Here is a 24,377-nt window from a genome sequence, read left to right on the forward strand (position 1 = left end):
CGCCGCCGGGCGGCGGCGCGTAGGCCTGCGGCGGGTGGTACGGCCGCTCGGGCTGCGGCTGGGCGGACCGCTCACTGGGCAGCGGGCTCGACGCCTGCCGCTCGGAGTGCTGCTCGGGCTGGGGATCCGAGGCGGGCACGGGCCGCAGCTTCCGGGTGTCCGTCACCGTGCCCCCGTGGGAGTCGGCTCCGCCCTGGGAATCGGCGGCGGGGCCACGGGCGTCTTTCGCGGCGGACGCACCGCCCGCGGAGGGCGGGGTCTTCGATCCCGGACGCCCTTCGGCCCCCGCACCGCCACCCGCTCCGCCCGTGGCTCCACTCACGACTTACTCCTCGGTGGTCTCGTCGGCCGGGGACGGCGTGCCCCCGGCCGCCTCGGACGCGGCCTCCTCGGCTGCCTCGATCGCGGTCTCGATGACGTCCTCGACCTCTTCAGCCTCACGACCGGCCTCGGCGTTCCGGGCGATGCCGACGACGGCATCGCGCTTGCCCAGGTTGATCAGTTGGACGCCCATGGTGTCACGGCCCGTCTCCCTGACCTCGCTGACCCGTGTACGGATCACACCGCCACCGAGCGTGATGGCGAGGATCTCGTCGCTCTCCTCGACCACCAGCGCTCCGACCAGCGAACCCCGGTCCTCCACGATCTTGGCGGCCTTGATTCCGAGGCCGCCGCGACCCTGGACGCGGTACTCGTCGACGTTCGAACGCTTCGCGTACCCACCGTCGGTGGCGGTGAACACGAACGTACCGGGCCGGACGACATTCATCGAGAGCAGCTCGTCGTCCTCGCGGAAGCTCATGCCCTTCACGCCCGAGGTCGCGCGCCCCATCGGCCGCAGCGACTCGTCGGTCGCCGTGAACCGGATCGACTGCGCCTTCTTGCTGATCAGCAGCAGATCGTCCGCGGCGGAGACCAGCTCGGCGCCGATCAGTTCGTCCTCGCGGCCGTCTTCCATCTCCCGGAGGTTGATGGCGATCACACCGCCGGAGCGCGGCGAGTCGTAATCCTTCAGCGGCGTCTTCTTCACCAGGCCCGACTTGGTGGCCAGCACCAGGTACGGCACCGCCTCGTAGTCGCGGATCGCCAGGATCCGGGCAATCTGCTCGTCCGGCTGGAACGCCAGCAGGTTCGCGACGTGCTGGCCGCGCGCCTCCCGGCCCGCGTCCGGGAGCTCGTACGCCTTGGCCCGGTAGACCCGGCCCTTGTTGGTGAAGAACAGCAGCCAGTGGTGGGTGGTCGAGACGAAGAAGTGGTCGACGATGTCGTCCTGCTTCAGCTTCGTCCCGCGCACGCCCTTGCCGCCGCGCTTCTGCGAACGGTAGTCCTCGGTCTTGGTGCGCTTCAGATAGCCGCCGCGGGTGATCGTGACGACGATGTCCTCCTCGGCGATCAGGTCCTCGATGGACATGTCGCCGTCGAAGGGGACCAGCTTGGAGCGCCGGTCGTCGCCGAACTTCTCGACGAGCGCGGTCAGCTCCTCGCTGATGATCTGCCGCTGCCGCTCGGGCGAGGCGAGGATCGCGTTGTACTCGTTGATCTTCGCCTGAAGCTCGTCGTGCTCCTGGATGATCTTCTGACGCTCCAGGGCGGCCAGCCGCCGCAGCTGCATCTCCAGGATCGCGTTCGCCTGGATCTCGTCGATCTCCAGCAGCTCCATCAGGCCGCCGCGCGCGGTGTCGACCGTGTCGCTGCGCCGGATCAGCGCGATGACCTCGTCGATCGCGTCCAGCGCCTTGAGCAGGCCGCGCAGGATGTGCGCCCGCTCCTCGGCCTTGCGCAGCCGGAAGCGCGTCCGGCGGACGATGACCTCGATCTGGTGGGTGACCCAGTTGCGGATGAACGCGTCCAGCGACAGGGTCCGCGGCACGCCGTCGACCAGCGCCAGCATGTTGGCGCCGAAGTTCGTCTGGAGATCGGTGTGCTTGTACAGGTTGTTGAGGACGACCTTGGCGACCGCGTCCCGCTTGAGCACGATGACCAGGCGCTGGCCGGTGCGCGACGAGGTCTCGTCACGGACGTCAGCGATGCCGCCGATCCTGGCGTCCTTCACCAGGTCGGCGATCTTCTGCGCCAGGTTGTCCGGGTTGACCTGGTACGGCAGCTCGGTGACCACCAGGCACTGCCGGCCCTGGATCTCCTCGACCTCGACGACCGCGCGCATCGTGATCGAGCCACGGCCGGTGCGGTACGCCTCCTCGATGCCCTTGCGGCCCACGACCAGCGCGCCGGTCGGGAAATCCGGGCCCTTGATCCGGTCGATCAGGGCGTCGAGCAGCTCCTCCTGGGTCGCCTCCGGGTTCGCCAGGAACCACTGGGCGCCCTCGGCGACCTCGCGCAGATTGTGCGGCGGGATGTTGGTGGCCATGCCCACCGCGATCCCCGCCGAGCCGTTGACCAGCAGGTTCGGGAAGCGGGCCGGCAGGACCGTCGGCTCCTGGTTACGGCCGTCGTAGTTGTCCTGGAAGTCGACGGTCTCCTCGTCGATGTCCCGGAGCATCTCCATGGCCAGCGGGGCCATCTTGCACTCGGTGTACCGCATGGCCGCCGCGGGGTCGTTGCCCGGGGAGCCGAAGTTGCCGTTGGAGTCGACCAGCGGCATGCGCATGGACCACGACTGGGCCAGCCGCACGAGGGCGTCGTAGATGGACGAGTCACCGTGCGGGTGGTACGTGCCCATCACGTCGCCGACGACGCGGGCGCACTTGTAGAAGCCCTTCTCGGGGCGGTATCCGCCGTCGTACATCGCGTACAGCACGCGCCGGTGCACCGGCTTGAGGCCGTCCCGGACGTCGGGCAGCGCACGGCTCACGATGACGCTCATCGCGTAGTCGAGGTACGAGCGCTGCATCTCGGTCTCGAGGCCGACCGCCTCGATGCGCATGGCGGCGCCCGCGGCGAGTTCGTCGGGCGTGGTGGGGTTGTTCTCGTCGGCCATTGCTGGTCAAGTCCTTCTGTCGTCTGCGGCTGCGGGTGGCCGACTCAGATGTCGAGGAAGCGGACATCCTTGGCGTTGCGCTGGATGAACGAGCGCCGGGCCTCGACGTCCTCGCCCATCAGGACCGAGAACAGGTCGTCGGCCTGCGCCGCGTCGTCCAGCGTGACCTGGCCGAGGACCCGGCTGTCGAGGTCCATGGTGGTCACGCGCAGCTCCTCGGCGTTCATCTCGCCCAGACCCTTGAAGCGCTGCACCGAGTCGTCCTTGATGCGCTTGCCCTGCTCGCGGCCGGCCTGGATCAGGGCGTCCCGCTCCCGGTCCGAGTACGCGTACTCGAAGTCGTCCCGGCCCCACTTGATCTTGTAGAGCGGCGGGCGGGAGAGGAAGACGTGCCCGGCCTCGACCAGCGGACGCATGAAGCGGAAGAGGAAGGTCAGCAGCAGGGTGTTGATGTGCTGACCGTCGACATCGGCGTCCGCCATCAGGATGATCTTGTGATACCGGAGCTTGGTGATGTCGAAGTCCTCGTGCACACCGGTGCCGAAGGCCGAGATCAGCGCCTGGACCTCGTTGTTCTGGAGGATCTTGTCGACCCGGGCCTTCTCGACGTTGAGGATCTTGCCTCGGATCGGAAGGATCGCCTGGTACTGCGGGTCGCGGCCGGACTTGGCCGAGCCGCCGGCGGAGTCACCCTCGACGATGAAGATCTCGCACTTCGACGGGTCGTTGGACTGGCAGTCGCTCAGCTTGCCCGGCAGCGACGCGGTCTCCAGCAGCCCCTTGCGGCGGGTCAGGTCGCGCGCCTTGCGGGCCGCCACCCGGGCCGTCGCCGCCTGGATCCCCTTGCGGATGATGTCCGCCGCCTCGTTGGGGTTCCGGTCCAGCCAGTCGGTCAGGTGCTCGTTGACGATCTTCTGGACGAAGGTCTTCGCCTCGGTGTTGCCCAGCTTCGTCTTCGTCTGGCCCTCGAACTGCGGCTCGCCCAGCTTGACCGAGATGATCGCGGTCAGGCCCTCGCGGATGTCCTCACCGGTGAGGTTGTCGTCCTTCTCGCGGAGCAGCTTCCTGTCGCGCGCGTACTTGTTGATCAGGTACGTCAGCGCTGCCCGGAAGCCCTCCTCGTGGGTACCGCCCTCATGGGTGTGGATGGTGTTCGCGAAGCTGTAGACACCCTCGGAGTACTGGGTGTTCCACTGCATCGCGATCTCGAGGGAGAGCAGCCGCTCCTTGTCCTCGGCCTCGAAGCCGATCACCGTGGGGTGAACCAGCTCGCCCTTGCGGGAGTTGAGGTACGTGACGAAGTCGACGATGCCGCCCTCGTAGTGGTACCGCACGGAGAGCGGCTTGCCCTCCTCGTCCACGTGGGCCTCGCGCTCGTCCGTCAGCGAGATCGACAGGCCCTTGTTGAGGAACGCCATCTCCTGGAAGCGCCGGGACAGCGTCTCGAACGAGTACTCGGTGGTCTCGAAGATGTCCCCGTCGGCCCAGAAGGTGACCGTCGTGCCGGTCTCCTCCGTGGCCTCGTTCCGGGCCAGGGGCGCCGTCGGCACGCCGGTCTTGTAGTCCTGGGTCCAGCGGTACCCGTCCGTCTTGACCTCGACCGAGACCTTCGTCGACAGGGCGTTGACGACGGAGACGCCGACGCCGTGCAGACCACCGGAGACGGCGTAGCCGCCGCCGCCGAACTTGCCGCCCGCGTGCAGGACGGTCATCACGACCTCCACGGCCGGCTTCCCCTCCGAGGGGACGATCCCTACCGGGATCCCGCGGCCGTTGTCGATGACGCGAACCCCGCCGTCGGGGAGGATCGTGACGTCGATGCTGTCCGCGTGACCGGCCATGGCCTCGTCGACGGAGTTGTCGACGACTTCCTGGACCAGGTGGTGCAGGCCGCGCTCACCGGTGGAACCGATGTACATACCGGGTCGCTTGCGGACCGCGTCCAGCCCCTCCAGGACAGTGATCGCACTGGCGTCGTACGACGGCGGAGCCAGAGCCTCGCCGTCGGGGATGGACGTGATGTTTTCGATGGGGTTGCCGGAATCGGCCACGAAGCGCCCTTTCTGGCACAGCACATGCCGTCTCCGGGCAGGCAGGAGCGGCTGCGTCGTTCAACATGTGTCCGCAAGCGCTCGGTGCGCCAGCGGCGACGGTGTACTCGCCCAGTCTACCGGTAGCGCCGACAAGAATGGGGGCTTGCTGGCGCCTGAGTCCGCATGTGCCGCCCTGAACCGGTCGGCAGCGACTCCCCATATGCGGGGACGGGCTCCAAGAGGCTCACACCGCCACTCAGCGCTTCGAGCTGTCAACCACCGGCTACCGTGACCGGGGTCTCAGCCGTCACCCTGTGCTCAGGCGTCCATACGGGCCCAGGGGCGGGCCCGGAGCGACCCTCGGGGCGGCTCCCGGGGCGGGTCCGTACGGGCCCTGCGGGCGCGCACGGTCAGCCGTAGGTGTCACCGGGGCCGGTGCTGCCGGGGGAGCGCAGCGGACCGTAGCGCCGGGGCGGTCCGCCCGGGCCCAGCACCTTGATCAACCGCACCGTGCCCTGCCCGAGGTCGGCGTTGAGCCGGGCCACCAGCTGCGGTGCGAGCAGCCGCAGCTGGGTCGCCCACGCCGTGGAGTCGCAGCGCACGGTCAGCACCCGGGCGTCCTCGTCGTACCGCTGCGGCTCACAGTGCTGGGCGACCTCCGGGCCGACCATCTGGGGCCAGCGGCCCATCACCCCGCCGACCGCCGCCGGTGCCTCCCAGCCGCGCTCGGTGATCAGCCGGTTGATCGCCGCCCCGAGCGGGAGCGGATCGCGCCCATCGGCGCGCGCGCCGGAGCGCAAGCCCCCTCGACGCGCCTGCTTCGTCTGCTGGGCGGCCGCGCCGCGGGCCCGCGCCTGCTCCTTGGCGGCACGCAGCGCGACGCGCGCCAGGTCGACGCCCGAGGGCTCGGGGTTCTTCGGGGGCTGATCCGTCATACCCGGCGCACCTCGCCCTCGGCCACCGCGTAGCGCACGCCCTCCAGCACCTCCGGGACGTCCTCCTCCACGGCCGCCGTGACCAGCACCTGCTCACCGGGGGCGACCAGCTCGGCCAGCCGCTCCCGGCGCCGGGAGTCCAGCTCGGCGAAGACGTCGTCCAGCACCAGGACGGGTTCGGCACCCTCCGCGCGCAGCAGGTCGTACGAGGCCAGACGCAGCGCGAGGGCGTACGACCAGGACTCGCCATGGCTCGCGTAGCCCTTGGCCGGAAGCCGCCCGAGCTTGAGGACGAGGTCGTCCCGGTGCGGTCCCACCAGCGTGACGCCGCGCTCGACCTCCTGTTTCCGGGCGTCCGCCAGGGCCGCCATCAGCCGTTCGTACAGCTCCTCGCGGCTGCCCGCCGCGGCCAGGTCCTCACCAGCCGAGCCGCGGTACTCCAGCAGGACCGGGCCGCCGCCCGGGGCCAGCTGCTCGTACGCCTTGTCGGCGAGCGGCTGGAGCACGGAGATCAGATCGAAGCGCTGGGCGAGCAACTCGGCACCGGTCCGGGCCAGATGCTGGTCCCACACGTCGAGGGTGGACAGCGCCGCGTCACCACTGCCTCCGCCGCGTGAGCCGTGCCGCCGGGCCATCGCCGCGGTCTTCAGCAGGCTGTTGCGCTGCTTGAGCACCCGGTCGTAGTCCGAGCGGATCCCGGCCATGCGCGGCGCACGGGCGGTGATCAGATCGTCGAGGAAGCGACGGCGCTCACCGGGGTCGCCCTTGACCAGGGCCAGGTCCTCGGGCGCGAACAGCACCGTGCGCAGGATGCCGAGCACATCCCTCGGCCTGACCTGCGAGGACCGGTTGATGCGGGCGCGATTGGCCTTACCGGGGTTCAGCTCCAGCTCGACCAGCTGCTGCCGGTCCCCCTGGACCACCGCGGCCCGGACGATCGCCCGCTCGGCGCCCATCCGCACCAGCGGGGCGTCCGAAGAGACGCGGTGGCTGCCGAGGGTGGCGAGATAGCCGACGGCCTCGACCAGATTGGTCTTGCCCTGGCCATTGGGCCCGACGAAGGCGGTGACGCCCGGGCCCAGGGCGACTTCGGCCCGGGCGTACGAGCGGAAGTCGGCGAGCGACAGATGCGTGACGTGCATGGTGGGCTGCGCCGACCTCCCCCGGCAGTACTACACCCTTGAGGTGCTGCTTAGTTGGTGTTCTCGACCGCGTGACCGCCGAACTGATTGCGCAGTGCGGCGATCATCTTCATCTGCGGGGAGTCGTCCTGACGCGAGGAGAAGCGGGCGAACAGGGACGCAGTGATCGCGGGCAGCGGCACCGCGTTGTCGATCGCGGCTTCCACGGTCCAGCGGCCCTCGCCCGAGTCCTCGGCGTATCCGCGCAAGCGGGACAGGTGCTCGTCGTCGTCCAGGGCGCGGACGGCCAGGTCCAGCAGCCAGGAACGGATGACGGTGCCCTCCTGCCAGGAGCGGAACACCTCGCGCACGTCGGTGACCGAGTGCACGGCTTCCAGCAGCTCCCAGCCCTCGGCGTACGCCTGCATCATCGCGTACTCGATGCCGTTGTGGACCATCTTGGCGAAGTGGCCCGCGCCGACCTTGCCCGCGTGGACGGCGCCGGCGCTGCCCTCGGGCTTGAGCGCGTCGAAGATCGGCTGAACCTGGGCGACGTGCTCGGCCGCGCCGCCGTACATCAGCGCATAGCCGTTCTCCAGGCCCCAGACGCCGCCGGAGACACCGCAGTCGACGAAGCCGATGCCCTTGGCACCCAGCTCCTCGGCGTGCTTCTCGTCGTCCGTCCAGCGGGAGTTGCCGCCGTCCACGACGACGTCGCCGGGCGACAGCAGCTCGGCCAGCTCGTCGATGGTGGTCTGGGTCGCGACACCGGCCGGAACCATGATCCACACCACGCGCGGACCCTTGAGGTTGCTCACCAGCTCACCGAGGCTGTGAACATCGGCGACGTCCGGGTTGCGGTCGTATCCGATGACGGTGTGGCCTGCGCGGCGAATGCGCTCGCGCATGTTGCCGCCCATCTTGCCGAGGCCGACGAGACCGAGCTCCATCAATGATCCTTATGCCGTAGTCAGTGCGGTTCGTACCCGAGACCGAGCCTACGCCCGCGGGTGTCCGCACAGATGTTGGCTACACCCGCTCATTCGCTCGATTCTCAGCTACTCAGCCACTCATCCGCTCAGTCGGACCGGCATGATCAGGTACTTGTACGCCTCGTCGGCCTCGGCATCCACGGCGGGCTTGCCGCTGAGCAGAGCGGGCTTCGTCGACGTGGTGAACGACAGCTGGGCGACCGGCGAGTCGATCGCGCTGAGCCCGTCGAGCAGGAACGTCGGGTTGAAGGCGATGGAGATGTCGTCGCCGTCGAGCTGCGCGTCGACGCGCTCCACAGCCTGTGCATCGTCGCTGGAACCGGCCTCCAGGATCAGCACGCCCTGCTCGAAGCTGAGCCGCACCGGCGTGTTCCGCTCGGCCACCAGCGCCACACGCTTGACGGCCTCCACGAAGGGCGCGGTCTCGATCACCGCGACGGAGTTGAACTCGGTCGGGAAGAGCGTGCGGTACTTCGGCAGGTCACCCTCGAGCAGCCGGGTGGTCGTACGGCGCCCGGCGCCCTCGAAGCCGATCAGCCCCTCGCCCGCACCCGAGCCGGACAGCGCCAGGGCGACCGTGTCACCGCTGGTCAGCGACTTGGCGGTGTCCAGCAGCGTCTTGGCGGGGACCAGCGCGACGGCGGAGACGTCCGGCGTCTCCGGCTTCCACAGGAACTCGCGGACCGCGAACCGGTAGCGGTCGGTGGAGGCCAGCGTGACGGTGTCGCCCTCGATCTCGATCCGCACACCGGTGAGCACCGGCAGGGTGTCGTCCCGGCCGGCCGCGATGGCGACCTGGGCGGCGGCGGCGGCGAAGACCTCACCGGGGACGGTGCCGGTCGCGGTCGGCATCTGCGGCAGCGCCGGGTACTCCTCCACAGGCAGTGTGTGGAGGGTGAAGCGCGACGAACCGCAGACGACGGTCACGCGCACGCCGTCGCTGGAGATCTCCACAGGGCGATTGGGGAGAGCGCGGCAGATGTCGGCGAGAAGGCGGCCGGAGACCAGGACCGTGCCGTCGTCCTCCACGTCGGCTTCGACGGAGACGCGGGCCGAGACCTCGTAGTCGAAGCCGGAGAGGCTGAGAGCGCCTTCCTCCGCCTTCAGCAGGATGCCCGCGAGGACGGGCACCGGCGGACGGGCCGGGAGGCTGCGGGCTGTCCAGGCCACTGCCTCCGCGAGTACATCGCGCTCCACCCGGATCTTCACCGGAAACCGCCTCCTGCTGTTGCTGGCTCGCCCTGCTGGCCTTCGTCGTCGGCTGATGTGCCGGAGACCAGTCTGACGCACGCCGCTGACAGTCGGCGCGGCTCGGGGTCAAGTCGGTGCGAGACGTGTCGGGCGGCGCGGCCCGAAGTTGTGCACAGGCCCCACTTCGAAGCGATTTCCCGGCTCTAACTGTGTGGTCGTAGTAGTAGGGCCTGTGGAAACCGTGGAAAACCGACTTTGCGCAGGTCAGAGTCGCTTTTTTGTCCACCGGTCCTGTGGGCGGCGCCCGTGGACAACTCGGTCGTTCTGTGGACGCCGGAAAGTTCTGCACACGCGATGCACAGGAGACGCCCCGTTCTCCCCAGCGGCGTCCCCAGTTTTACCCACCTTCCCCACAGCCCAACCCGGCTCCTTGGTGTGACGCCTTTCACTCGGTCCGGTGAGAGTGACCGTTTCGTTGCCGAACAGTGGACAGGCGTGTGGAGAAGCTGTGGGCAACCGGCCTGTGGCTGTGGGCGGCCGGTGGACAACTCGAAGCACGGCCTGTGGGCAATCCGTTCGTCCACAGTCTGTGGACTCTCGTTGACCACAATTCCACACCCGCCTGACCTCCACTGATCCCATCCTGCAACCCAAGCCTGTGGACGGTTTCGGGACAACGGAGAAGTCCCCAAGGTGTGGACGGTCCATCCGCTGTGGATCTGTGGAGAACGGGCCTGTCGGAGCATGGAATCGAACAGCCGCGGAGACCGAACGACGAAGGGCGCCCCGGGAGTTGTCCGTCCCGGAGCGCCCTTGTGCGCGTCCGCGGTGCCTTGGCAGTCGTCTCGGCGCGTGTCTCGGCGCGTGTCTCAGCGCGTGTCTGTACGGGGTGCCTCTGCGGCCTCTGCGGCCCGCTCAGCCGTTCTTGATGCGGTTGGTCAGCTCGGTGACCTGGTTGTAGATGGAGCGCCGCTCGGCCATCAGCGCCCGGATCTTGCGGTCCGCGTGCATCACCGTCGTATGGTCCCGGCCGCCGAACTGCGCGCCGATCTTGGGCAGGGAGAGATCGGTCAGCTCACGGCACAGGTACATCGCGATCTGCCGCGCCGTGACCAGGACCCGGCTGCGGGAGGCGCCGCACAGGTCGTCCACCGTGTGCCCGAAGTAGTCGGCCGTCGCCGCCATGATCGCGGTGGCGGTGATCTCCGGGGCCGCGTCCTCGCCGCCCGGGATCAGATCCTTGAGGACGATCTCGGTGAGGCCGAGGTCCACCGGCTGCCGGTTCAGGCTCGCGAAGGCCGTGACGCGGATCAGCGCGCCCTCCAGCTCCCGGATGTTGCGGGAGATCCGGGAGGCGATGAACTCGAGCACCTCCGGCGGCGCGTTCAGCTGCTCCTGCACCGCCTTCTTGCGGAGGATCGCGATGCGCGTCTCCAGCTCCGGCGGCTGCACATCGGTGATCAGACCCCATTCGAACCGGTTGCGGAGCCGGTCCTCCAGGGTGACCAGCTGCTTGGGCGGCCGGTCGGAGGAGAGCACGATCTGCTTGTTGGCGTTGTGGAGCGTATTGAAGGTGTGGAAGAACTCCTCCTGCGTCGACTCCTTGCTCGCCAGGAACTGGATGTCGTCGACCAGCAGGATGTCCATGTCGCGGTAGCGCTTGCGGAACGCGTCCGCCTTGCCGTCGCGGATGGAGTTGATGAACTCGTTGGTGAACTCCTCGGAGCTCACGTAGCGCACCCGGGTGCCCGGGTAGAGGCTGCGGGCGTAGTGCCCGATGGCGTGCAGCAGATGGGTCTTGCCGAGCCCCGATTCCCCGTAGATGAAGAGCGGGTTGTACGCCTTGGCCGGTGCCTCGGCGACCGCGACCGCCGCGGCGTGCGCGAAGCGGTTGGAGGCGCCGATGACGAAGGTGTCGAAGAGGTACTTGGGATTCAGCCGGGCGGTCGGCTCACCGGGGCCGGACGCGGGCGCGGGCTGCGCGGCCAGCGGGCCGGGGGCGCCGGTCTGCGAGGGCAGGACGGGCGGTCCGCCGCGGGCGCGCTCCAGCGGGTCGGGGAGATCGTGGCGCTGCTGCTCGTACGGCGGACGCTCGGGTACGCCGCCGGGGCCACCGGGCCCTCCGTGCCCTCCGGGGCCGCCGTGGTTTCCCGGACCGGCCGGACCGCCTGGGCCACCCGGACCACCTGATCCCGGGCCACCCCCGGGTGCGCCCGGACCAGGGCGCTCCGTCCCGGGGCCCCGGTAGTCGCCGCGCGGCTGCTGGTCGTACGGCTGCTGGTCGTAGCCGGACGAGGAGTGCTGTGACGCGTACGGATCGGCCTCGGGGAAGCCGCCGAGCCGGGGCTGCTGCCAGCCGTAGTCGTCATGGGGCCGCTGCCAGGCGGCGGGCTCGGGGCGCGGCTGCTGATAGCCGGGGTAGGCGGGGCGGGCGGTCGGCAGCTCGTCGGGCGCCTGGCGGCCGTAGCCGTCGCGGCTCTCGTAACTCTCGTAGCCGTCGCGACCGTCCCGGCTCTCGTAACCGTCCCGGCCCTCGTAGCCGTCGCGGCTCTCGTATCCGTCGCGGCGATTCTCATAGCCGTCCCGGCTGTCGCGCTGCGGCTGCTGCGGGACGATCGGCTCGCCGGCCGACTCGTCGACGGTGATCGCGATGCGGATCGGGCGGCCGCACTCCCGGCTCAGCGTTTCGCTGACGATGGGGGCCAGCCTGCCCTCCAGTACGCCCTTGGCGAATTCATTGGGGACGGCCAGCAGGGCGGTGTCGGCGACGAGTGCCAGGGGCTGGCACCGTTTGATCCAGTGCTCGTCCTTGGCCTCGACGCCCTGTCCTCCCTGACCCGTGCCTTCTCCCAGAAGCCGTTCGAGCACGCGTGGCCACACTGCGGCAAGATCGGCAGGTACGTCAGCCACAGGGCACGCTCTCTCACTCGCTGGGTGGGGGACGCCGACATGTCCCACGAAAGGTGGTTCTCGGGACGGGTGGGAAGGAATCGGAGCCTGGCCACGGTAGTCAGGCCGGGGTTCAGGGTTCAAGTCGTTGTCCACAGGGTGTGTACAAATGTGCCATGTGATGTCGCCGGTCGTTCCCTTGCCCCCGCGGGTGGTACGGGTGGGGCGCCACCCGGGCCGTCCGTCGGTTTGACCGGATGGCGTAACCGCGCGTACCGTAACCAGGTCGAGTTGTCGATGGCTGCTGCCGCCTGCCTCCGATGGGCAAGGGTCACGGACTTCATGATCCGTGATCGTGAAGCGGTGCACTCGGGCGTATTGCGAGCTACTCGTGGGCGCACGGTGACAGCCAGGCGATGTACCGCCACTACCCGATTCATTTCTGGAGCCCCCGAGTGAGCAAGCGCACCTTCCAGCCGAACAACCGCCGCCGCGCGAAGACCCACGGCTTCCGGCTGCGTATGCGCACCCGTGCCGGCCGCGCGATTCTCGCGTCCCGCCGTAGCAAGGGTCGCGCCCGCCTGTCGGCCTGAGCAGCCTGACCCAAGGTCCATGACGTGCTGCCTACCGAGCATCGGCTGAGGCGGCGCCAGGACTTCGCGGCCGCGGTACGCCGAGGACGCAGGGCGGGTCGCCCGCTTCTTGTCGTGCACTTTCGCAGCGGCCTCACCAGCAAAAACACGGACCCGCACGCACCTGGGGAGAGTGCTCCCCCGGCGCGTGCGGGTTTCGTCGTCAGCAAGGCGGTCGGCGGTGCCGTCGTCCGCAATCTGGTGAAGCGCAGACTGCGCCATCTCATGCGGGACCGTCTCGATCATTTTCCCGCAGGTAGCCTTGTGGTCGTACGGGCGCTGCCCGGTGCGGGTGAGGCGGGTCACGACCAGCTGGCCCGCGACCTCGACACCGCAGTGCAGCGGCTACTGGGAGGGGTGCCGCGATGAAGTACCCGCTGCTGTGGTTGATCAAGCTGTACCAGTGGACCATCAGCCCCATGTTGGGACCGGTCTGCAAGTACTACCCGTCGTGCTCGCACTATGGCTACACGGCCATTGACCGGCACGGCGCGGTAAAAGGAACGGCGCTGACGGCGTGGCGCATCCTGCGCTGCAACCCATGGTCGCTCGGTGGCGTCGACCACGTGCCGCCCCGGAAGCATCCGGTGTGGCACCAGCGGCTGCGGAACCGCTTCGGCGGGCACTCCGCTGTGGAACCTGCCGCACAGCCCGAGACCCAGCCCAACGCCCAAGGAGCCTGATTCGTGGACACGATCCTCGGTCCTCTTTATGACGTAGTTTCCTGGATCATCGTCCAGTTCCACTCGTTCTACAGCCTCATTTTTGAACGGAACAGTGGCTGGGCGTGGGGTCTGTCCATCGTTTCGCTGGTGGTACTGATCCGTATCTGCCTGATCCCGCTCTTCGTGAAGCAGATCAAGGCGACGCGGAACATGCAGGCGCTCCAGCCGAAGATGAAGGCGATCCAGGAGCGCTACAAGAGCGACAAGCAGCGCCAGTCCGAAGAGATGATGAAGCTCTACAAGGAGACGGGCACCAACCCGCTCTCGAGCTGTCTCCCGATTCTGGCGCAGTCGCCGTTCTTCATCGCGCTCTACCAGGTCCTCAACCACATCGCGAACAACAAGACGGTCGGCGTCATCGACCAGTCGCTGCTGGACAGCGCCCGTAACGCGCACATCTTCGGCGCTCCCCTGTCCGTGAAGTTCATGGACTCCGCCTCGAAGGTCGAGTCCCTCGGAGCGTCGCTGACGGACGTCCGGGTCGTGACGATCACCATGATCGTGCTGATGTCGGCGTCGCAGTTCTTCACCCAGCGCCAGCTGATGACCAAGAACGTCGACCTCACGGTGAAGACGCCGTTCATGCAGCAGCAGAAGATGCTGATGTACGTCTTCCCGATCATGTTCGCCGTCTTCGGCATCAACTTCCCCGTCGGTGTCCTCGTCTACTGGCTGACCACCAACGTCTGGACCCTCGGCCAGCAGATGTTCGTCATCCGCCGTAACCCGACCCCGGGCAGCGTCGCCTTCAAGGCGCGCCAGGAGCGGCTGCGGGCCAAGGGCAAGCTGAAGGAGGAGCCGGCCGAGGTCGCCGCCAAGGAGGCCGCCGAGACCGCCCGCGCCAACCGCCAGCAGCCCAAGCGGCAGACCAAGTCGCAGCGCACCACCGCGGGCGGCCACGGCCACAGCAAGGCGTCGGCGCAGTCCGGCTCCACGGCGAAGCTGACCAAGTCCGACCAGCAGACGCAGCAGAGCGCGGCGGAGAAGAAGGGCTCGCAGGGCGGCAAGCCGGCCGGCGGCTCGGCCTCCGGCTCCCGGAACACGAAGTCCGGGCAGCGCAAGGGCCAGCAGCGTCCCAAGCACCCGTCCAAGAAGTAACGAAGGAGTCCATCCGTGACGGAAGGCACCACCCCCGCCGCCGAGGGTGTCGACACCCTGACCCGCCTCGAACAGGAAGGGGAGATCGCGGCCGACTACCTCGAAGGTCTGCTGGACATCGCGGACCTCGACGGTGACATCGACATGGACGTCGAGGCCGACCGCGCAGCGGTGTCGATCATCAGCGAATCGACCAGCCGTGACCTCCAGAAGCTGGTCGGCCGCGACGGCGAGGTGCTGGAGGCCCTTCAGGAGCTGACCCGGCTCGCGGTGCACCGGGAGACCGGCGACCGGAGCCGGCTGATGCTCGACATCGCCGGATACCGGGCCCGTAAGCGTGCCGAGCTGACCGAGCTGGGCACCAAGGCCGCGGAAGAGGCGAAGGGCACCGGCGAGCCGGTGAAGCTCAAGGCGATGACGCCCTTCGAGCGCAAGGTGGTGCACGACGCGGTGGCCGCCGCCGGACTGCACAGCGAGTCCGAGGGCGAAGAGCCCCAGCGCTGTGTGGTCGTCCTCCCGGCCTGACCAGGCCCGGCCTCATGGTCTACCCGGCCCCGTCTGTGCGCAGGCGGGGCCGAATCTTGTCAGCCTTACATCAGCATCAGCGTTCAACACAGTGCTCGGTACGGAAGGACGGTTCCCGTGACGGAAGCAGCGGAGCTCCCCCCGGCGCCCGATGAGGCTCGGGATGTATTCGGTGAGTGCTTCCCGGAGGCCGTTCGGTACGGCGAGCTGCTGGCCGATGTGGGCGTGACCCGCGGGCTGATCGGCCCGCGTGAGGTGCCGCGGCTGTGGGAGCGGCATCTGCTGAACTGCGCCGTGCTCTCCGAGGTGGTGCCCGAGGGCGTCACCGTCTGCGATGTGGGCTCGGGCGCCGGGCTCCCCGGCATTCCGCTTGCCCTGACCCGCCCGGATCTGCGGATCACCCTGCTGGAGCCGCTGCTGCGCCGTACGAACTTCCTGCGGGAAGTGGTGGAGCTGCTGGGCCTGGAGCACGTCACGGTCGTGCGCGGCCGCGCCGAGGAGGTCCTGGGGAAGCTTCCTCCGGTGCATGTGGTCACGGCTCGGGCGGTGGCCCCGCTGGACCGGCTGGCGGGCTGGGGGGTTCCGCTGCTGCGGCCGTACGGAGAGATGCTGCTGCTGAAGGGCGACACGGCCGAGGAGGAGCTGAAGCACGCCCGGGCGGCGCTGAGCAAGCTCGGTGTGGTGGACACCTCGGTGCTGCATGTCGGCGAGGGTGTCGTGGACCCGCTGTCCACCGTGGTGCGGGTCGAGGTCGGGGAGAGCCCCGGCGGTGTGCGTTTCGCCGCGAAGCGTGCCAAGGCGGCACGTAAGGCACCACGACGTCGCCCCTGAGCCCTCCTGAGGCGCCGCGGCGGCGCCCCTGAGTCCTCCGACGTAGGCCGACCGGCCCGACGGGGTGCTCCATACAAGCTGCCTAAACTACGCATACCGGAGTGTCGCGACAGAACAACGGGCCTGCCCGTGCATCGTGTTTCACGTGAAACGTCGCTCCCTGCTGCATGGAATCATCAGTCGCGGTCGTGCGGCGGCTCTGCCCCGCGACCGCCGCCCCCGTAAAGACGTGGATTCATCCACAGGAGAACGGACCTCGCTGGTTCACAACCCCCAAAGCATGGCAGGCTCTGTGCATCGCGAGCCTGATGTCGAGGAGAGTGAATCCTTGCGGTCCGACGCCAACATCGCGGGGCCGATGACCGATCCGGTCCCCGGCCCCCGTACCGAATCGGCGGGGGAGGACGTTTCACGTGAAACTCCGCCCCCGATGGACGACACCCCTATTGGCCGTGCCGCTCAACTGGCGGTGGAAGCGCTTGGCCGGGCTGGTGAGGGACTGCCCAGGCCGGAGCAGACCCGGGTGATGGTGGTCGCCAACCAGAAGGGCGGGGTCGGGAAGACCACGACCACGGTCAATCTGGCGGCGTCTCTCGCCCTGCACGGCGGACGAGTCCTCGTGATCGACCTCGACCCGCAGGGCAACGCCTCGACTGCGCTGGGGATCGACCACCACGCCGAAGTCCCCTCGATCTACGACGTTCTGGTCGACAGCAAGCCGCTGTCCGACGTGGTGCAGCCGGTGCCGGACGTGGAGGGGCTGTTCTGTGCCCCGGCCACGATCGACCTCGCCGGCGCCGAGATCGAGCTGGTCTCCCTGGTGGCGAGGGAGAGTCGGCTGGAGCGAGCCATCCAGGCGTATGAACAGCCACTGGACTACATCCTCATCGACTGTCCGCCCTCGCTCGGGCTGCTGACGGTCAATGCGCTGGTGGCCGGGGCGGAAGTGCTGATCCCGATCCAGTGCGAGTACTACGCTCTGGAGGGGCTGGGACAGCTCCTGCGCAACGTCGATCTGGTGCGGGGTCATCTCAACCCCAAGCTCCATGTCTCGACGATTCTGCTCACGATGTACGACGGCCGGACCCGGCTGGCCTCCCAGGTGGCGGACGAAGTCCGCAGTCACTTCGGCGGCGAGGTGCTCCGGACGAGCATCCCGAGATCCGTGCGTATCTCCGAGGCCCCCAGCTATGGGCAGACGGTCCTGACCTATGACCCGGGATCGAGCGGTGCGCTCTCCTATCTCGAGGCGGCCCGGGAGATCGCGCTTCGCGGGGTCAACGTGCAGTACGACGCTCAGCACGTTCATGCCCTGCCCATGCCCGAGATCAGCCAGCACGACCAGCACAGCATGCAGGAGGGGATTCAGTGAGTGAGCGACGGAGAGGACTGGGCCGTGGGCTCGGTGCTTTGATCCCTCCCGCGCCGAAGGGGACCGACAACGCCGGACCCGCGACGGGCGGGGGGACGGCCACCAACTCAGGGGGCTCGACGTCACCGACCGCGGTGCCGGTGCTCACCCAGGAGCGCGGGGTGGCGGCGGCCAAGGTGGCCGCTCTGTCCACGCAGAGCGTTCCACGTGAAACCGAGCCGCCCGCCCCGCCGGAGCAGGAGCCCGAGGCCCCGTCGGCGCCCGTGGTGGACGAGGTGGCAGGGGCGCACTTCGCCGAGCTGCCGCTCGACTTCATCACGCCCAACCCCCGTCAGCCGCGCGAGGTGTTCGACGAGGACGCCCTGGCCGAGCTGGTCACCTCGATCCAGGAGGTCGGCCTTCTCCAGCCGGTCGTGGTGCGGCAGTTGGCGCCGGAGCGCTATGAGCTCATCATGGGTGAGCGGCGCTGGCGGGCCTGCCGTGAGGCGGGGCTGGAGAAGATCCCCGCCATCGTCCGGGCCACCGACGACGAGAAGCTTCTGCTCGACGCGCTGCTGGAGAACCTGCACCGGGCACAGCTCAACCCGCTCGAAGAGGCCGCGGCGTACGACCAGTTGCTGAAGGACTTCAACTGCACGCATGACGAACTGGCGGACCGCATCGGGCGTTCGCGTCCCCAGGTCTCCAATACGCTGCGGCTGCTGAAGCTCTCTCCCTCCGTCCAGCGCAGGGTCGCGGCGGGCGTGCTCTCCGCGGGCCATGCCCGGGCCCTGCTCTCCGTGGAGGACGCGGAGGAACAGGACCGGCTGGCGCACCGCATCGTGGCCGAGGGGCTGTCGGTGCGGGCGGTCGAGGAGATCGTCACCCTGATGGGGTCGCGGTCGGGCGGTGCTCCCAAGGCGAAGGGGCCGCGGGCCGGTACCCGGGTGTCCCCCGCGCTCACGGATCTGGCGTCCCGGCTGTCGGACCGCTTCGAGACCCGGGTGAAGGTCGACCTCGGTCAGAAGAAGGGAAAGATCGTCGTCGAGTTCGCCTCGATAGACGATCTGGAGCGGATCCTCGGCACCCTGGCCCCGGGCGAAGGACCGGTGCTGGAGCAGCCGCTGTCCGCTGAGGACGAGGCGGCGGACGAGGACGAATGAGGCGCTGACCGTACGGCTCGGCCACACTCCGAGCCGTGGAAAAGCGCGCAGGGGGGCGGGTCGTGTTCCGATGACATCGGAACACGACCCGCTCTTTGCTCAAGGGCGGTATCGGTGCAATGTCCGCACGGATACGATGCGATCAGGTAGGGCGGATCCATGGGAGGCACCTCATGCGGAGGGCAGGGCCATGCGATCGGTGAGCCGCACCGGACTGGTGGCCACAGGGTTGGGCCTGGGCGCTGTCGGCGGTTTCGTCGGTAGTCTGATCAGGGAGCGTAGTGCGCTGTCAGCCGCCCGTGCCGCGGCTGGCCACGGAAGTGAGGGACTGGCTTCATGGGGCGTCGGCTTGTACCGCTCACGTTGGACAACCTCCCGGACATCCCCAAGCGCTGTCGCGCATGTGTCTTCTGGGAGCTCGACCCGGTCAGCGGCGAGGCCGCGGTAAGGGCCGGACGTCCGGAGCTGGAGAAGGAAGCCTGGATCTCGGCCGTTCTGCTGGAGTGGGGATCCTGCGGCCGGGTGGTCTATGTCGATGAGGTGCCGGTGGGCTTCGTGCTCTACGCGCCGCCTGCATACGTGCCGCGGTCCACGGCCTTTCCGACGAGCCCGGTCGCGGCGGATGCCGTGCAGCTGATGACCGCCTGGCTCATGCCGGGATACCAGGGCCAGGGGCTGGGCCGGGTGATGGTGCAGACCGTCGCGAAGGATCTGATCCGCCGGGGCTTCAAGGCGATCGAGGCCTTCGGGGATGCCACCTGGAAGGAACCGGCGTGTGTGCTCCCCGCTGATCACCTTCTGGCGGTGGGCTTCAAGACCGTGCGGCCGCATCCGCGATATCCCCGGCTGCGGCTTGAGCTGAGGACGACGATCTCCTGGAAGGAGGACGTCGAGCTGGCGCTGGACCGGCTGCTCGGTGCGGTCCAGAAGGAGCCGGCGCTTCGGCCGCTCTGAGAGTTCCACGTGAAACGCGAAGGGGCTGCCCTCTCGGGCAGCCCCTTCGTCGGTGCGGGTGGATCAGCCGATGAAGTCGGCCAGGTCGCGCTCGATCGCGGCCTTCGGCTTGGCGCCGACGATGGTCTTGGCGACCTCGCCGCCCTGGTAGACGTTGAGCGTCGGAATGGACATCACGCCGTACTTGGCGGCCGTGGCCGGGTTCTCGTCAATGTTGAGCTTCGCGATGACGATCTTGTCGGCGTGCTCGGCGGCGATGGCCTCCAGGGAGGGGGCGATCTGCCGGCACGGACCGCACCAAGCGGCCCAGAAGTCGACGAGTACCGGCTTGTCGCTCTTGAGGACGGTCTCCTCGAAGTCGGCGTCTGTCACGGTGACCGTGGCACCGGCCATGGTTTTCTCCTTAATCGTTGGTGCAGGGAGGGAAGCGGATTCAGACGGTGGCGTCTTCGCTGTCGCCCAGGGAGGCGAGGAAGCGCTCGGCGTCCAGGGCGGCCGCACAGCCGGTACCGGCGGCGGTGATCGCCTGACGGTAGGTGTGGTCCACGACATCACCCGCGGCGAAGACGCCCGGGAGGTTCGTGCGGGTGGAGGGCGACTCGACCTTCAGGTAGCCCTCGTCGTCCAGGTGCAGCTGGCCCTTGAACAGCTCGGTCCGCGGGTCATGGCCGATCGCGATGAACAGACCGGTGACCGGCAGCTCGGACGTCTCGTCCTTCTTGACGTCGCGCAGCGTGAGGCCGGAGAGCTTGCCGTCGCCGTGGATCTCCGTGACCTCGCTGTCCCAGATGAACGAGATCTTCGGGTCGGCGAAGGCACGCTCCTGCATCGCCTTGCTGGCCCGCAGCGTGTCCCGGCGGTGGACCACGGTGACCGACTTGGCGAACCGCGACAGGAAGGTCGCTTCCTCCATCGCGGTGTCACCGCCGCCGATGACGGCGATGTCCTGGTCCTTGAAGAAGAACCCGTCGCAGGTGGCACACCAGGAGACGCCACGGCCCGACAGCTCGTCCTCACGGGCCAGCCCCAGCTTGCGGTGCTGGGAGCCGGTGCTGACGATGATGGTCTTCGCGCGGTGCACCGTACCGGCGGAGTCGGTGACGGTCTTGATGTCCTCGCTGAGGTCGACCGCGACCACATCGTCCGGGACCAGCTCGGCGCCGAAGCGCTCGGCCTGCCCCCGCATGTTGTCCATGAGGTCAGGGCCCATGATGCCCTCGCGGAAGCCGGGGAAGTTCTCCACGTCGGTGGTGTTCATCAGGGCACCACCGGCGGTCACGGATCCTTCGAAGACCAGCGGCTTCAAGGAAGCGCGGGCGGTGTAGAGCGCGGCCGTATAGCCCGCGGGCCCGGAACCGATGATGATCACGTTGCGGACGTCGCTCACGGATGTCTTCCTTGTCTCTGCCGACTGCCGACTGCCTGACTGGACGGCGGCGCACTCCCCGGATGTCCGGAGAACCGCTGCCATCCCACCCAACGGATCCTACGGGTCCGGCATTCCCGCGCGCTGCCAGGCGGGCCGTGGCTGTGGGCTGTGCCTCAGCCTCGCGGATACGTGCGGGACACCAGAAGCTTCCCGGGAGAGGAGTGGGAGGCGGAGACGCAGGAAGCGTCGACCACGAAGGCGTCGACGAGCGAACTGTCGGAGCGGTGCGGCATTACGACGACGTAGGCGGTCTTGCCGTCGTAGGTGTCCTGCTGCGCGGCGAGCACCGGCTCGGAGCGGCCGGTCCCGCGCTGGACGCAGGACGGAACCACCGGGTCGTTCGCTCGTAGCGGCATATCCGGAGTGTTCTGGGTGGTGACACCGCGCGACGGGGTGTTCTTCTGGTCGGCGAGCATCTCCTGCACTCGGTCCTTGAGGGCCCCCTCGGAGAGGGTGGACTTCGCCGTGGAGCTGGGGTCCGCGTGGGCCGTGGTGCCGGGGCCGCCGTTGTCGTGGTCGGAGCCGCTCGGGAAGAAGAGGGTGCCGATGCCGATCACGGCAGCGGCGCACGCGCTGCCGAGCAGTACCTTGGGCCAGCGCCGGGAGCGGCCTCCGCTGGCCCCTGCGCCGCTGCGGGGAGTGCTCTTGCGCCCCGGCCCGGTGGCGGCACGCGGGCGCCCTGCGGGCCGGTCCACGGCCGGGGAGGGCTTGCCCTCCGTCGCGGGGGTCGAGGATGCGGCCGCGGGCTCGGTTTCACGTGAAACATGCCCTGCGGGGTCGGCGTCCTCGGTTTCACGTGAAACCGAGGCGCGGTCGCCGGGAGCCGTCGCGTCGAGGAGGGCTTCGGCGGCGAGCGCGGCGTCGATCCGGCCCGCGATGTCGTCGGGCATCCGCACCGGCCCCGGGAGGGTGCCCAGCGTCGAGCGGATCTCGTCCAGGGACGTCTGCACATCGGCACACAGCCCGCAGGTGGCGAGGTGCGTGCGCACATCGACGGTGCGGGACGGAGACAGCAGACCTTCGGTGAGTGCGGAGATCTCCGCGACTTCCGGGTGCTCGTCCGTGTCCGTCGAGGATGTCACGCTCGCCCACCTCCGCCCTTCACGGCATCTGTGTCAGTCGGTCCTGCCGCCGGTGGGACGGATGTCCCCTGCGACCGGTTCCTTCCCCCGCCGGAGGGGACGCTACCCCGCCCGTTCGGATGGAGATGCGAGAGCAGCGGCAGTAGCCGGGCGCGTCCCCGTGCGCAGCGGCTTTTCACAGTGCCGGTGGGGACGTCCAGAACCTTGGCGGCCTCCGCCACGGGATAGCCCTGCATGTCGACCAGCACCAGGGCCGCGCGCTGCTCGGGCGGAAGGGTGCGCAGCGCCCCCAGCAGCTCACGATGGAGATCACCGCGCTCGGCGGGCGCGGCCGCCGATTCATGGGGCTCCAGAAGCTGCTCGAGCCGCTCGGTGTCGTCGACGGGGGAGGTGCGACGGGAGGCGGCCTTGCGCGCCCGGTCCAGACACGCGTTGACCGTGATGCGGTGGAGCCAGGTCGTCACGGCGGACTGGCCCCGGAAGGTGTGCGCGGCGCGGTAGGCGGAGACGAGCGCGTCCTGGACCGCGTCGGCGGCCTCCTCCCGGTCGCCGAGGGTGCGCAGCGCCACCGCCCAGAGTCTGTCGCGGTGGCGTCGCACGATTTCACCGAAGGCATGCGGATCGCCGGCCACGTGCTGGGCAAGGAGCTCGCCGTCGCTTGCTCCGCCGATGGTGGCGTCGTCCAACGTTGAGCCCCCTCCCCGGTCGGCCGGCTGCCCTGGGGTCAGCCGGTGAACTTCACTTCAGTGATGGCCTGCTTGTAGGGGCGCGTGTAGTACTGCTCCGGGGGAGAGTACGGCAGAGCGGTGAGCCAGACGAGGACGTAACGGGCCTTGGCCTTGCTCTTGACCTTCAGGTTGGCGGTCTTGCTCGTGACGTGGCCCGACGAGGCGAGTTTCGTGAACGAACCGACGGGATCGTCTGCCGAGACCGACGGGTTCAGGGAGTCCGTGGCGTACAGCGAGGCCTCGGTGTAGGAGCCGCCGTAGTGCAGCCCGATGGAGGCGCCCTTCAGCGTCCGCTCCGAGCCGAGGTCATAGATGATCCCTACGCCCTTCTTGACGCTGGGGGCGAGAGGGGGACCGTCGTTGTAGCCGGAGGTACGCCAGAAGGTGGAAGCGTCACCGTCATGGGTGAGCTCGGCCTCGTCGGCGTTCTGCGCCGAGCCGTCCGGGGCGAACTCGGCGGCGTCCTCGATCGGGATCGGCTTGCTGGCAACCTGACCGGGCTTGTCGTCGTCCTTCTCACTGGTGGAACTACCGGGGTCCGGCTTGTTCTCCTCCTTCAGAAGGGTGTCCGCGAGTTGCCAGCTGCCGAGGCCGAGGGCCGCGATCAGCAAGGCCGAGACGGTCCACTTGAGGGCCTTGCCGGTACGGCTCTGAAGGGGAGCCGGTGGCGGCATGGGGGCCGCGGCGGGGCCGATCGTGCGTGACGAGCCGCCGTGTGCGGGCGGCTGGCCGTAGCCCTGCTGGTAATTCGTGCGCTGGTACGCCGGGGAGGGCGTGAAGGCGGGCTCGGGCGGCCGGATGCGCGGCATGGCCGCGACCGCCTTGGACAGCTCCTCCGGGGTGGTGCAGGGCTGGTCCTGACGGGAGGCGGTGGCGCCGTCGTTGACCAGCGCGCGCATCGCCAGCTCGGAGAGGCCCCGGTGGACTCCCGCGCGGACCTGGTCGGGTGCGATCAGGCCGACGCCCTTGGGCAGCCCGGAGAGGCCGTGGGCGTCCTGGTCGTACGGCCAGCGCTGGGTGAGCCCGGCGTACAGCAGCGCGCCGATCGACTCGGTGTCGGTGCGCTGCGGGTGTTCGGAGCTGATGCCGCGCAGGGCGGCCAGGACGGCGAGGCCGCGGATGCGGTACTGGCCCGATTCCGTGCGCAGCACGGAGCCGGGGTTCAGCCGCAGATGGGCCAGGCCTTCGCGGTGGGCGGCGGCCATGGCCTGGGAGACCTGGCTGACCAGTTGATAGGCGTCGTGTGGCTCGAGCGGCCCCGACGCGAGCACGGTGGTCAGCTCGGTGGCGTCGGGAAGCCATTCATGGACGACGTAGACGAGGTCGTTCTCCTCGACGGCGTCGAGTACCTGGACGAAGCGGGGGTCACCCAGCAGCGCCGCCGAGCGGGCGGCGGCCAGCACCGGACGGGCCCGCGGATGGTCGGCGGGCAGGACGTGAACGCCGACGGCTCGGCGCAATTTCTCGTCCACCGCACGCCAACTGCTGAATCCGTCCAGTCGGGTGACACACTCCTCCAAACGGTAGCGTCTGGCCAGCTTGTGGCCGCTGTGCAGCTCGGGGGGATTTACATCGGCCGCGGCACCTTTGTCCCGGTTGCCCGCGGCCTCTGTTTCCTTACCGGCCTTCTGTTGCGTCCCCGCCCCGTCGGCCGTGGCCTTTCCCGCCTCGGCGGTCAGCGACTCCTCGCCGTCGCTGTCGGCCACGTCGACGGCAGCCGTGCTCCGTTCCGCCACCGTCGTTCCTGCCTCCCCATCCGT

21 protein-coding genes and 1 pseudogene are annotated in these 24,377 nt (G+C 69.0%); 9 read left to right on the top strand and 13 right to left on the bottom strand.

The window, feature by feature from the left end:
• The 8 genes and pseudogenes from EEJ42_RS50325 to dnaA all read right to left on the bottom strand — a co-directional run.
• Nucleotides 1–322: pseudogene (locus tag EEJ42_RS50325) on the bottom strand (DUF3566 domain-containing protein); the annotation flags it as partial.
• 3 nt (nt 323–325) lie between these two features.
• A complete protein-coding gene (gyrA, locus tag EEJ42_RS22810; protein ID WP_123102359.1) occupies nt 326–2,938 on the bottom strand; it encodes a DNA gyrase subunit A in 2,613 nt (870 codons plus the stop codon).
• 44 nt (nt 2,939–2,982) lie between these two features.
• The gene (gyrB, locus tag EEJ42_RS22815; RefSeq protein WP_123102361.1) at nt 2,983–5,013 is read right to left on the bottom strand and encodes a DNA topoisomerase (ATP-hydrolyzing) subunit B; all 2,031 of its coding nucleotides are present in this window, start codon (nt 5,011–5,013) and stop codon (nt 2,983–2,985) included.
• Nucleotides 5,014–5,381: 368 nt separating this feature from the next.
• Nucleotides 5,382–5,906: a DciA family protein gene (locus tag EEJ42_RS22820; protein WP_123102363.1), complete on the bottom strand. Its 525-nt coding sequence runs from the start codon at nt 5,904–5,906 to the stop codon at nt 5,382–5,384.
• Nucleotides 5,903–7,048, bottom strand: coding sequence for a DNA replication/repair protein RecF (gene recF, locus EEJ42_RS22825; protein ID WP_123102365.1), 1,146 nt, complete (start codon nt 7,046–7,048; stop codon nt 5,903–5,905). Before recF ends, EEJ42_RS22820 begins: the two co-directional genes overlap by 4 nt.
• A gap of 50 nt (nt 7,049–7,098) precedes the next feature.
• Nucleotides 7,099–7,977 (bottom strand): phosphogluconate dehydrogenase (NAD(+)-dependent, decarboxylating), encoded by an 879-nt coding sequence (gene gnd / locus EEJ42_RS22830; protein ID WP_123102367.1) that lies wholly within the window; start codon nt 7,975–7,977, stop codon nt 7,099–7,101.
• 120 nt (nt 7,978–8,097) lie between these two features.
• Complete coding sequence (dnaN, locus tag EEJ42_RS22835; RefSeq protein ID WP_123102369.1) at nt 8,098–9,228, bottom strand: DNA polymerase III subunit beta; 1,131 nt, start codon at nt 9,226–9,228, stop codon at nt 8,098–8,100.
• An 897-nt stretch (nt 9,229–10,125) separates the two neighbouring features.
• Nucleotides 10,126–12,120, bottom strand: coding sequence for a chromosomal replication initiator protein DnaA (dnaA, locus tag EEJ42_RS22845; protein WP_123102371.1), 1,995 nt, complete (start codon nt 12,118–12,120; stop codon nt 10,126–10,128).
• A 434-nt stretch (nt 12,121–12,554) separates the two neighbouring features.
• Between dnaA and rpmH the strand changes: the two genes are divergently transcribed.
• The 9 genes from rpmH to EEJ42_RS22890 all read left to right on the top strand — a co-directional run bounded on the left by rpmH (nt 12,555) and on the right by EEJ42_RS22890 (nt 19,378).
• On the top strand, nt 12,555–12,692 hold the full coding sequence (gene rpmH, locus EEJ42_RS22850) for a 50S ribosomal protein L34 (protein WP_003956500.1): 138 nt from the start codon (nt 12,555–12,557) through the stop codon (nt 12,690–12,692).
• Between the two features lie 24 nt (nt 12,693–12,716).
• Nucleotides 12,717–13,100: a ribonuclease P protein component gene (gene rnpA / locus EEJ42_RS22855; RefSeq protein WP_009716484.1), complete on the top strand. Its 384-nt coding sequence runs from the start codon at nt 12,717–12,719 to the stop codon at nt 13,098–13,100.
• Nucleotides 13,097–13,414: a membrane protein insertion efficiency factor YidD gene (gene yidD / locus EEJ42_RS22860; RefSeq protein WP_009716485.1), complete on the top strand. Its 318-nt coding sequence runs from the start codon at nt 13,097–13,099 to the stop codon at nt 13,412–13,414. Before rnpA ends, yidD begins: the two co-directional genes overlap by 4 nt.
• A gap of 3 nt (nt 13,415–13,417) precedes the next feature.
• Entirely contained in the window at nt 13,418–14,554 is a 1,137-nt protein-coding gene (gene yidC / locus EEJ42_RS22865; protein WP_123102373.1) for a membrane protein insertase YidC, read from the top strand.
• 15 nt (nt 14,555–14,569) lie between these two features.
• A complete protein-coding gene (locus EEJ42_RS22870) occupies nt 14,570–15,079 on the top strand; it encodes a Jag family protein (protein WP_123102375.1) in 510 nt (169 codons plus the stop codon).
• Between the two features lie 117 nt (nt 15,080–15,196).
• Nucleotides 15,197–15,910 (top strand): 16S rRNA (guanine(527)-N(7))-methyltransferase RsmG, encoded by a 714-nt coding sequence (rsmG, locus tag EEJ42_RS22875; protein WP_123102377.1) that lies wholly within the window; start codon nt 15,197–15,199, stop codon nt 15,908–15,910.
• Between the two features lie 280 nt (nt 15,911–16,190).
• Complete coding sequence (locus EEJ42_RS22880; RefSeq protein ID WP_123102379.1) at nt 16,191–17,282, top strand: ParA family protein; 1,092 nt, start codon at nt 16,191–16,193, stop codon at nt 17,280–17,282.
• On the top strand, nt 17,279–18,424 hold the full coding sequence (locus EEJ42_RS22885; protein ID WP_123102381.1) for a ParB/RepB/Spo0J family partition protein: 1,146 nt from the start codon (nt 17,279–17,281) through the stop codon (nt 18,422–18,424). Before EEJ42_RS22880 ends, EEJ42_RS22885 begins: the two co-directional genes overlap by 4 nt.
• Nucleotides 18,425–18,760: 336 nt before the next feature.
• The gene (locus EEJ42_RS22890; protein WP_009716491.1) at nt 18,761–19,378 is read left to right on the top strand and encodes a GNAT family N-acetyltransferase; all 618 of its coding nucleotides are present in this window, start codon (nt 18,761–18,763) and stop codon (nt 19,376–19,378) included.
• A gap of 63 nt (nt 19,379–19,441) precedes the next feature.
• Here EEJ42_RS22890 and trxA read toward each other — a convergent pair whose 3' ends face one another.
• The 5 genes from trxA to EEJ42_RS22915 form a co-directional block, all read right to left on the bottom strand.
• Nucleotides 19,442–19,771 carry a thioredoxin gene (gene trxA, locus EEJ42_RS22895; RefSeq protein ID WP_009716492.1) on the bottom strand — a complete coding sequence of 110 codons (330 nt, stop codon included), beginning with the start codon at nt 19,769–19,771 and terminating at the stop codon, nt 19,442–19,444.
• Nucleotides 19,772–19,811: 40 nt separating this feature from the next.
• Nucleotides 19,812–20,765: a thioredoxin-disulfide reductase gene (trxB, locus tag EEJ42_RS22900; RefSeq protein WP_123102385.1), complete on the bottom strand. Its 954-nt coding sequence runs from the start codon at nt 20,763–20,765 to the stop codon at nt 19,812–19,814.
• Between the two features lie 155 nt (nt 20,766–20,920).
• Nucleotides 20,921–21,889 carry a hypothetical protein gene (locus tag EEJ42_RS22905; protein WP_123102387.1) on the bottom strand — a complete coding sequence of 323 codons (969 nt, stop codon included), beginning with the start codon at nt 21,887–21,889 and terminating at the stop codon, nt 20,921–20,923.
• Nucleotides 21,886–22,575, bottom strand: coding sequence for an RNA polymerase sigma factor SigM (sigM, locus tag EEJ42_RS22910; protein ID WP_009716495.1), 690 nt, complete (start codon nt 22,573–22,575; stop codon nt 21,886–21,888). The genes EEJ42_RS22905 and sigM overlap by 4 nt, the downstream gene beginning before the upstream one ends.
• 38 nt (nt 22,576–22,613) lie before the next feature.
• On the bottom strand, nt 22,614–24,353 hold the full coding sequence (locus EEJ42_RS22915) for a protein kinase family protein (protein ID WP_123102389.1): 1,740 nt from the start codon (nt 24,351–24,353) through the stop codon (nt 22,614–22,616).
• Nucleotides 24,354–24,377 lie beyond the last annotated feature (24 nt).

Origin of the sequence: Streptomyces botrytidirepellens, from assembly GCF_003721215.1 — a bacterium.
In the GTDB taxonomy this organism is placed as follows: domain Bacteria; phylum Actinomycetota; class Actinomycetes; order Streptomycetales; family Streptomycetaceae; genus Streptomyces; species Streptomyces himastatinicus.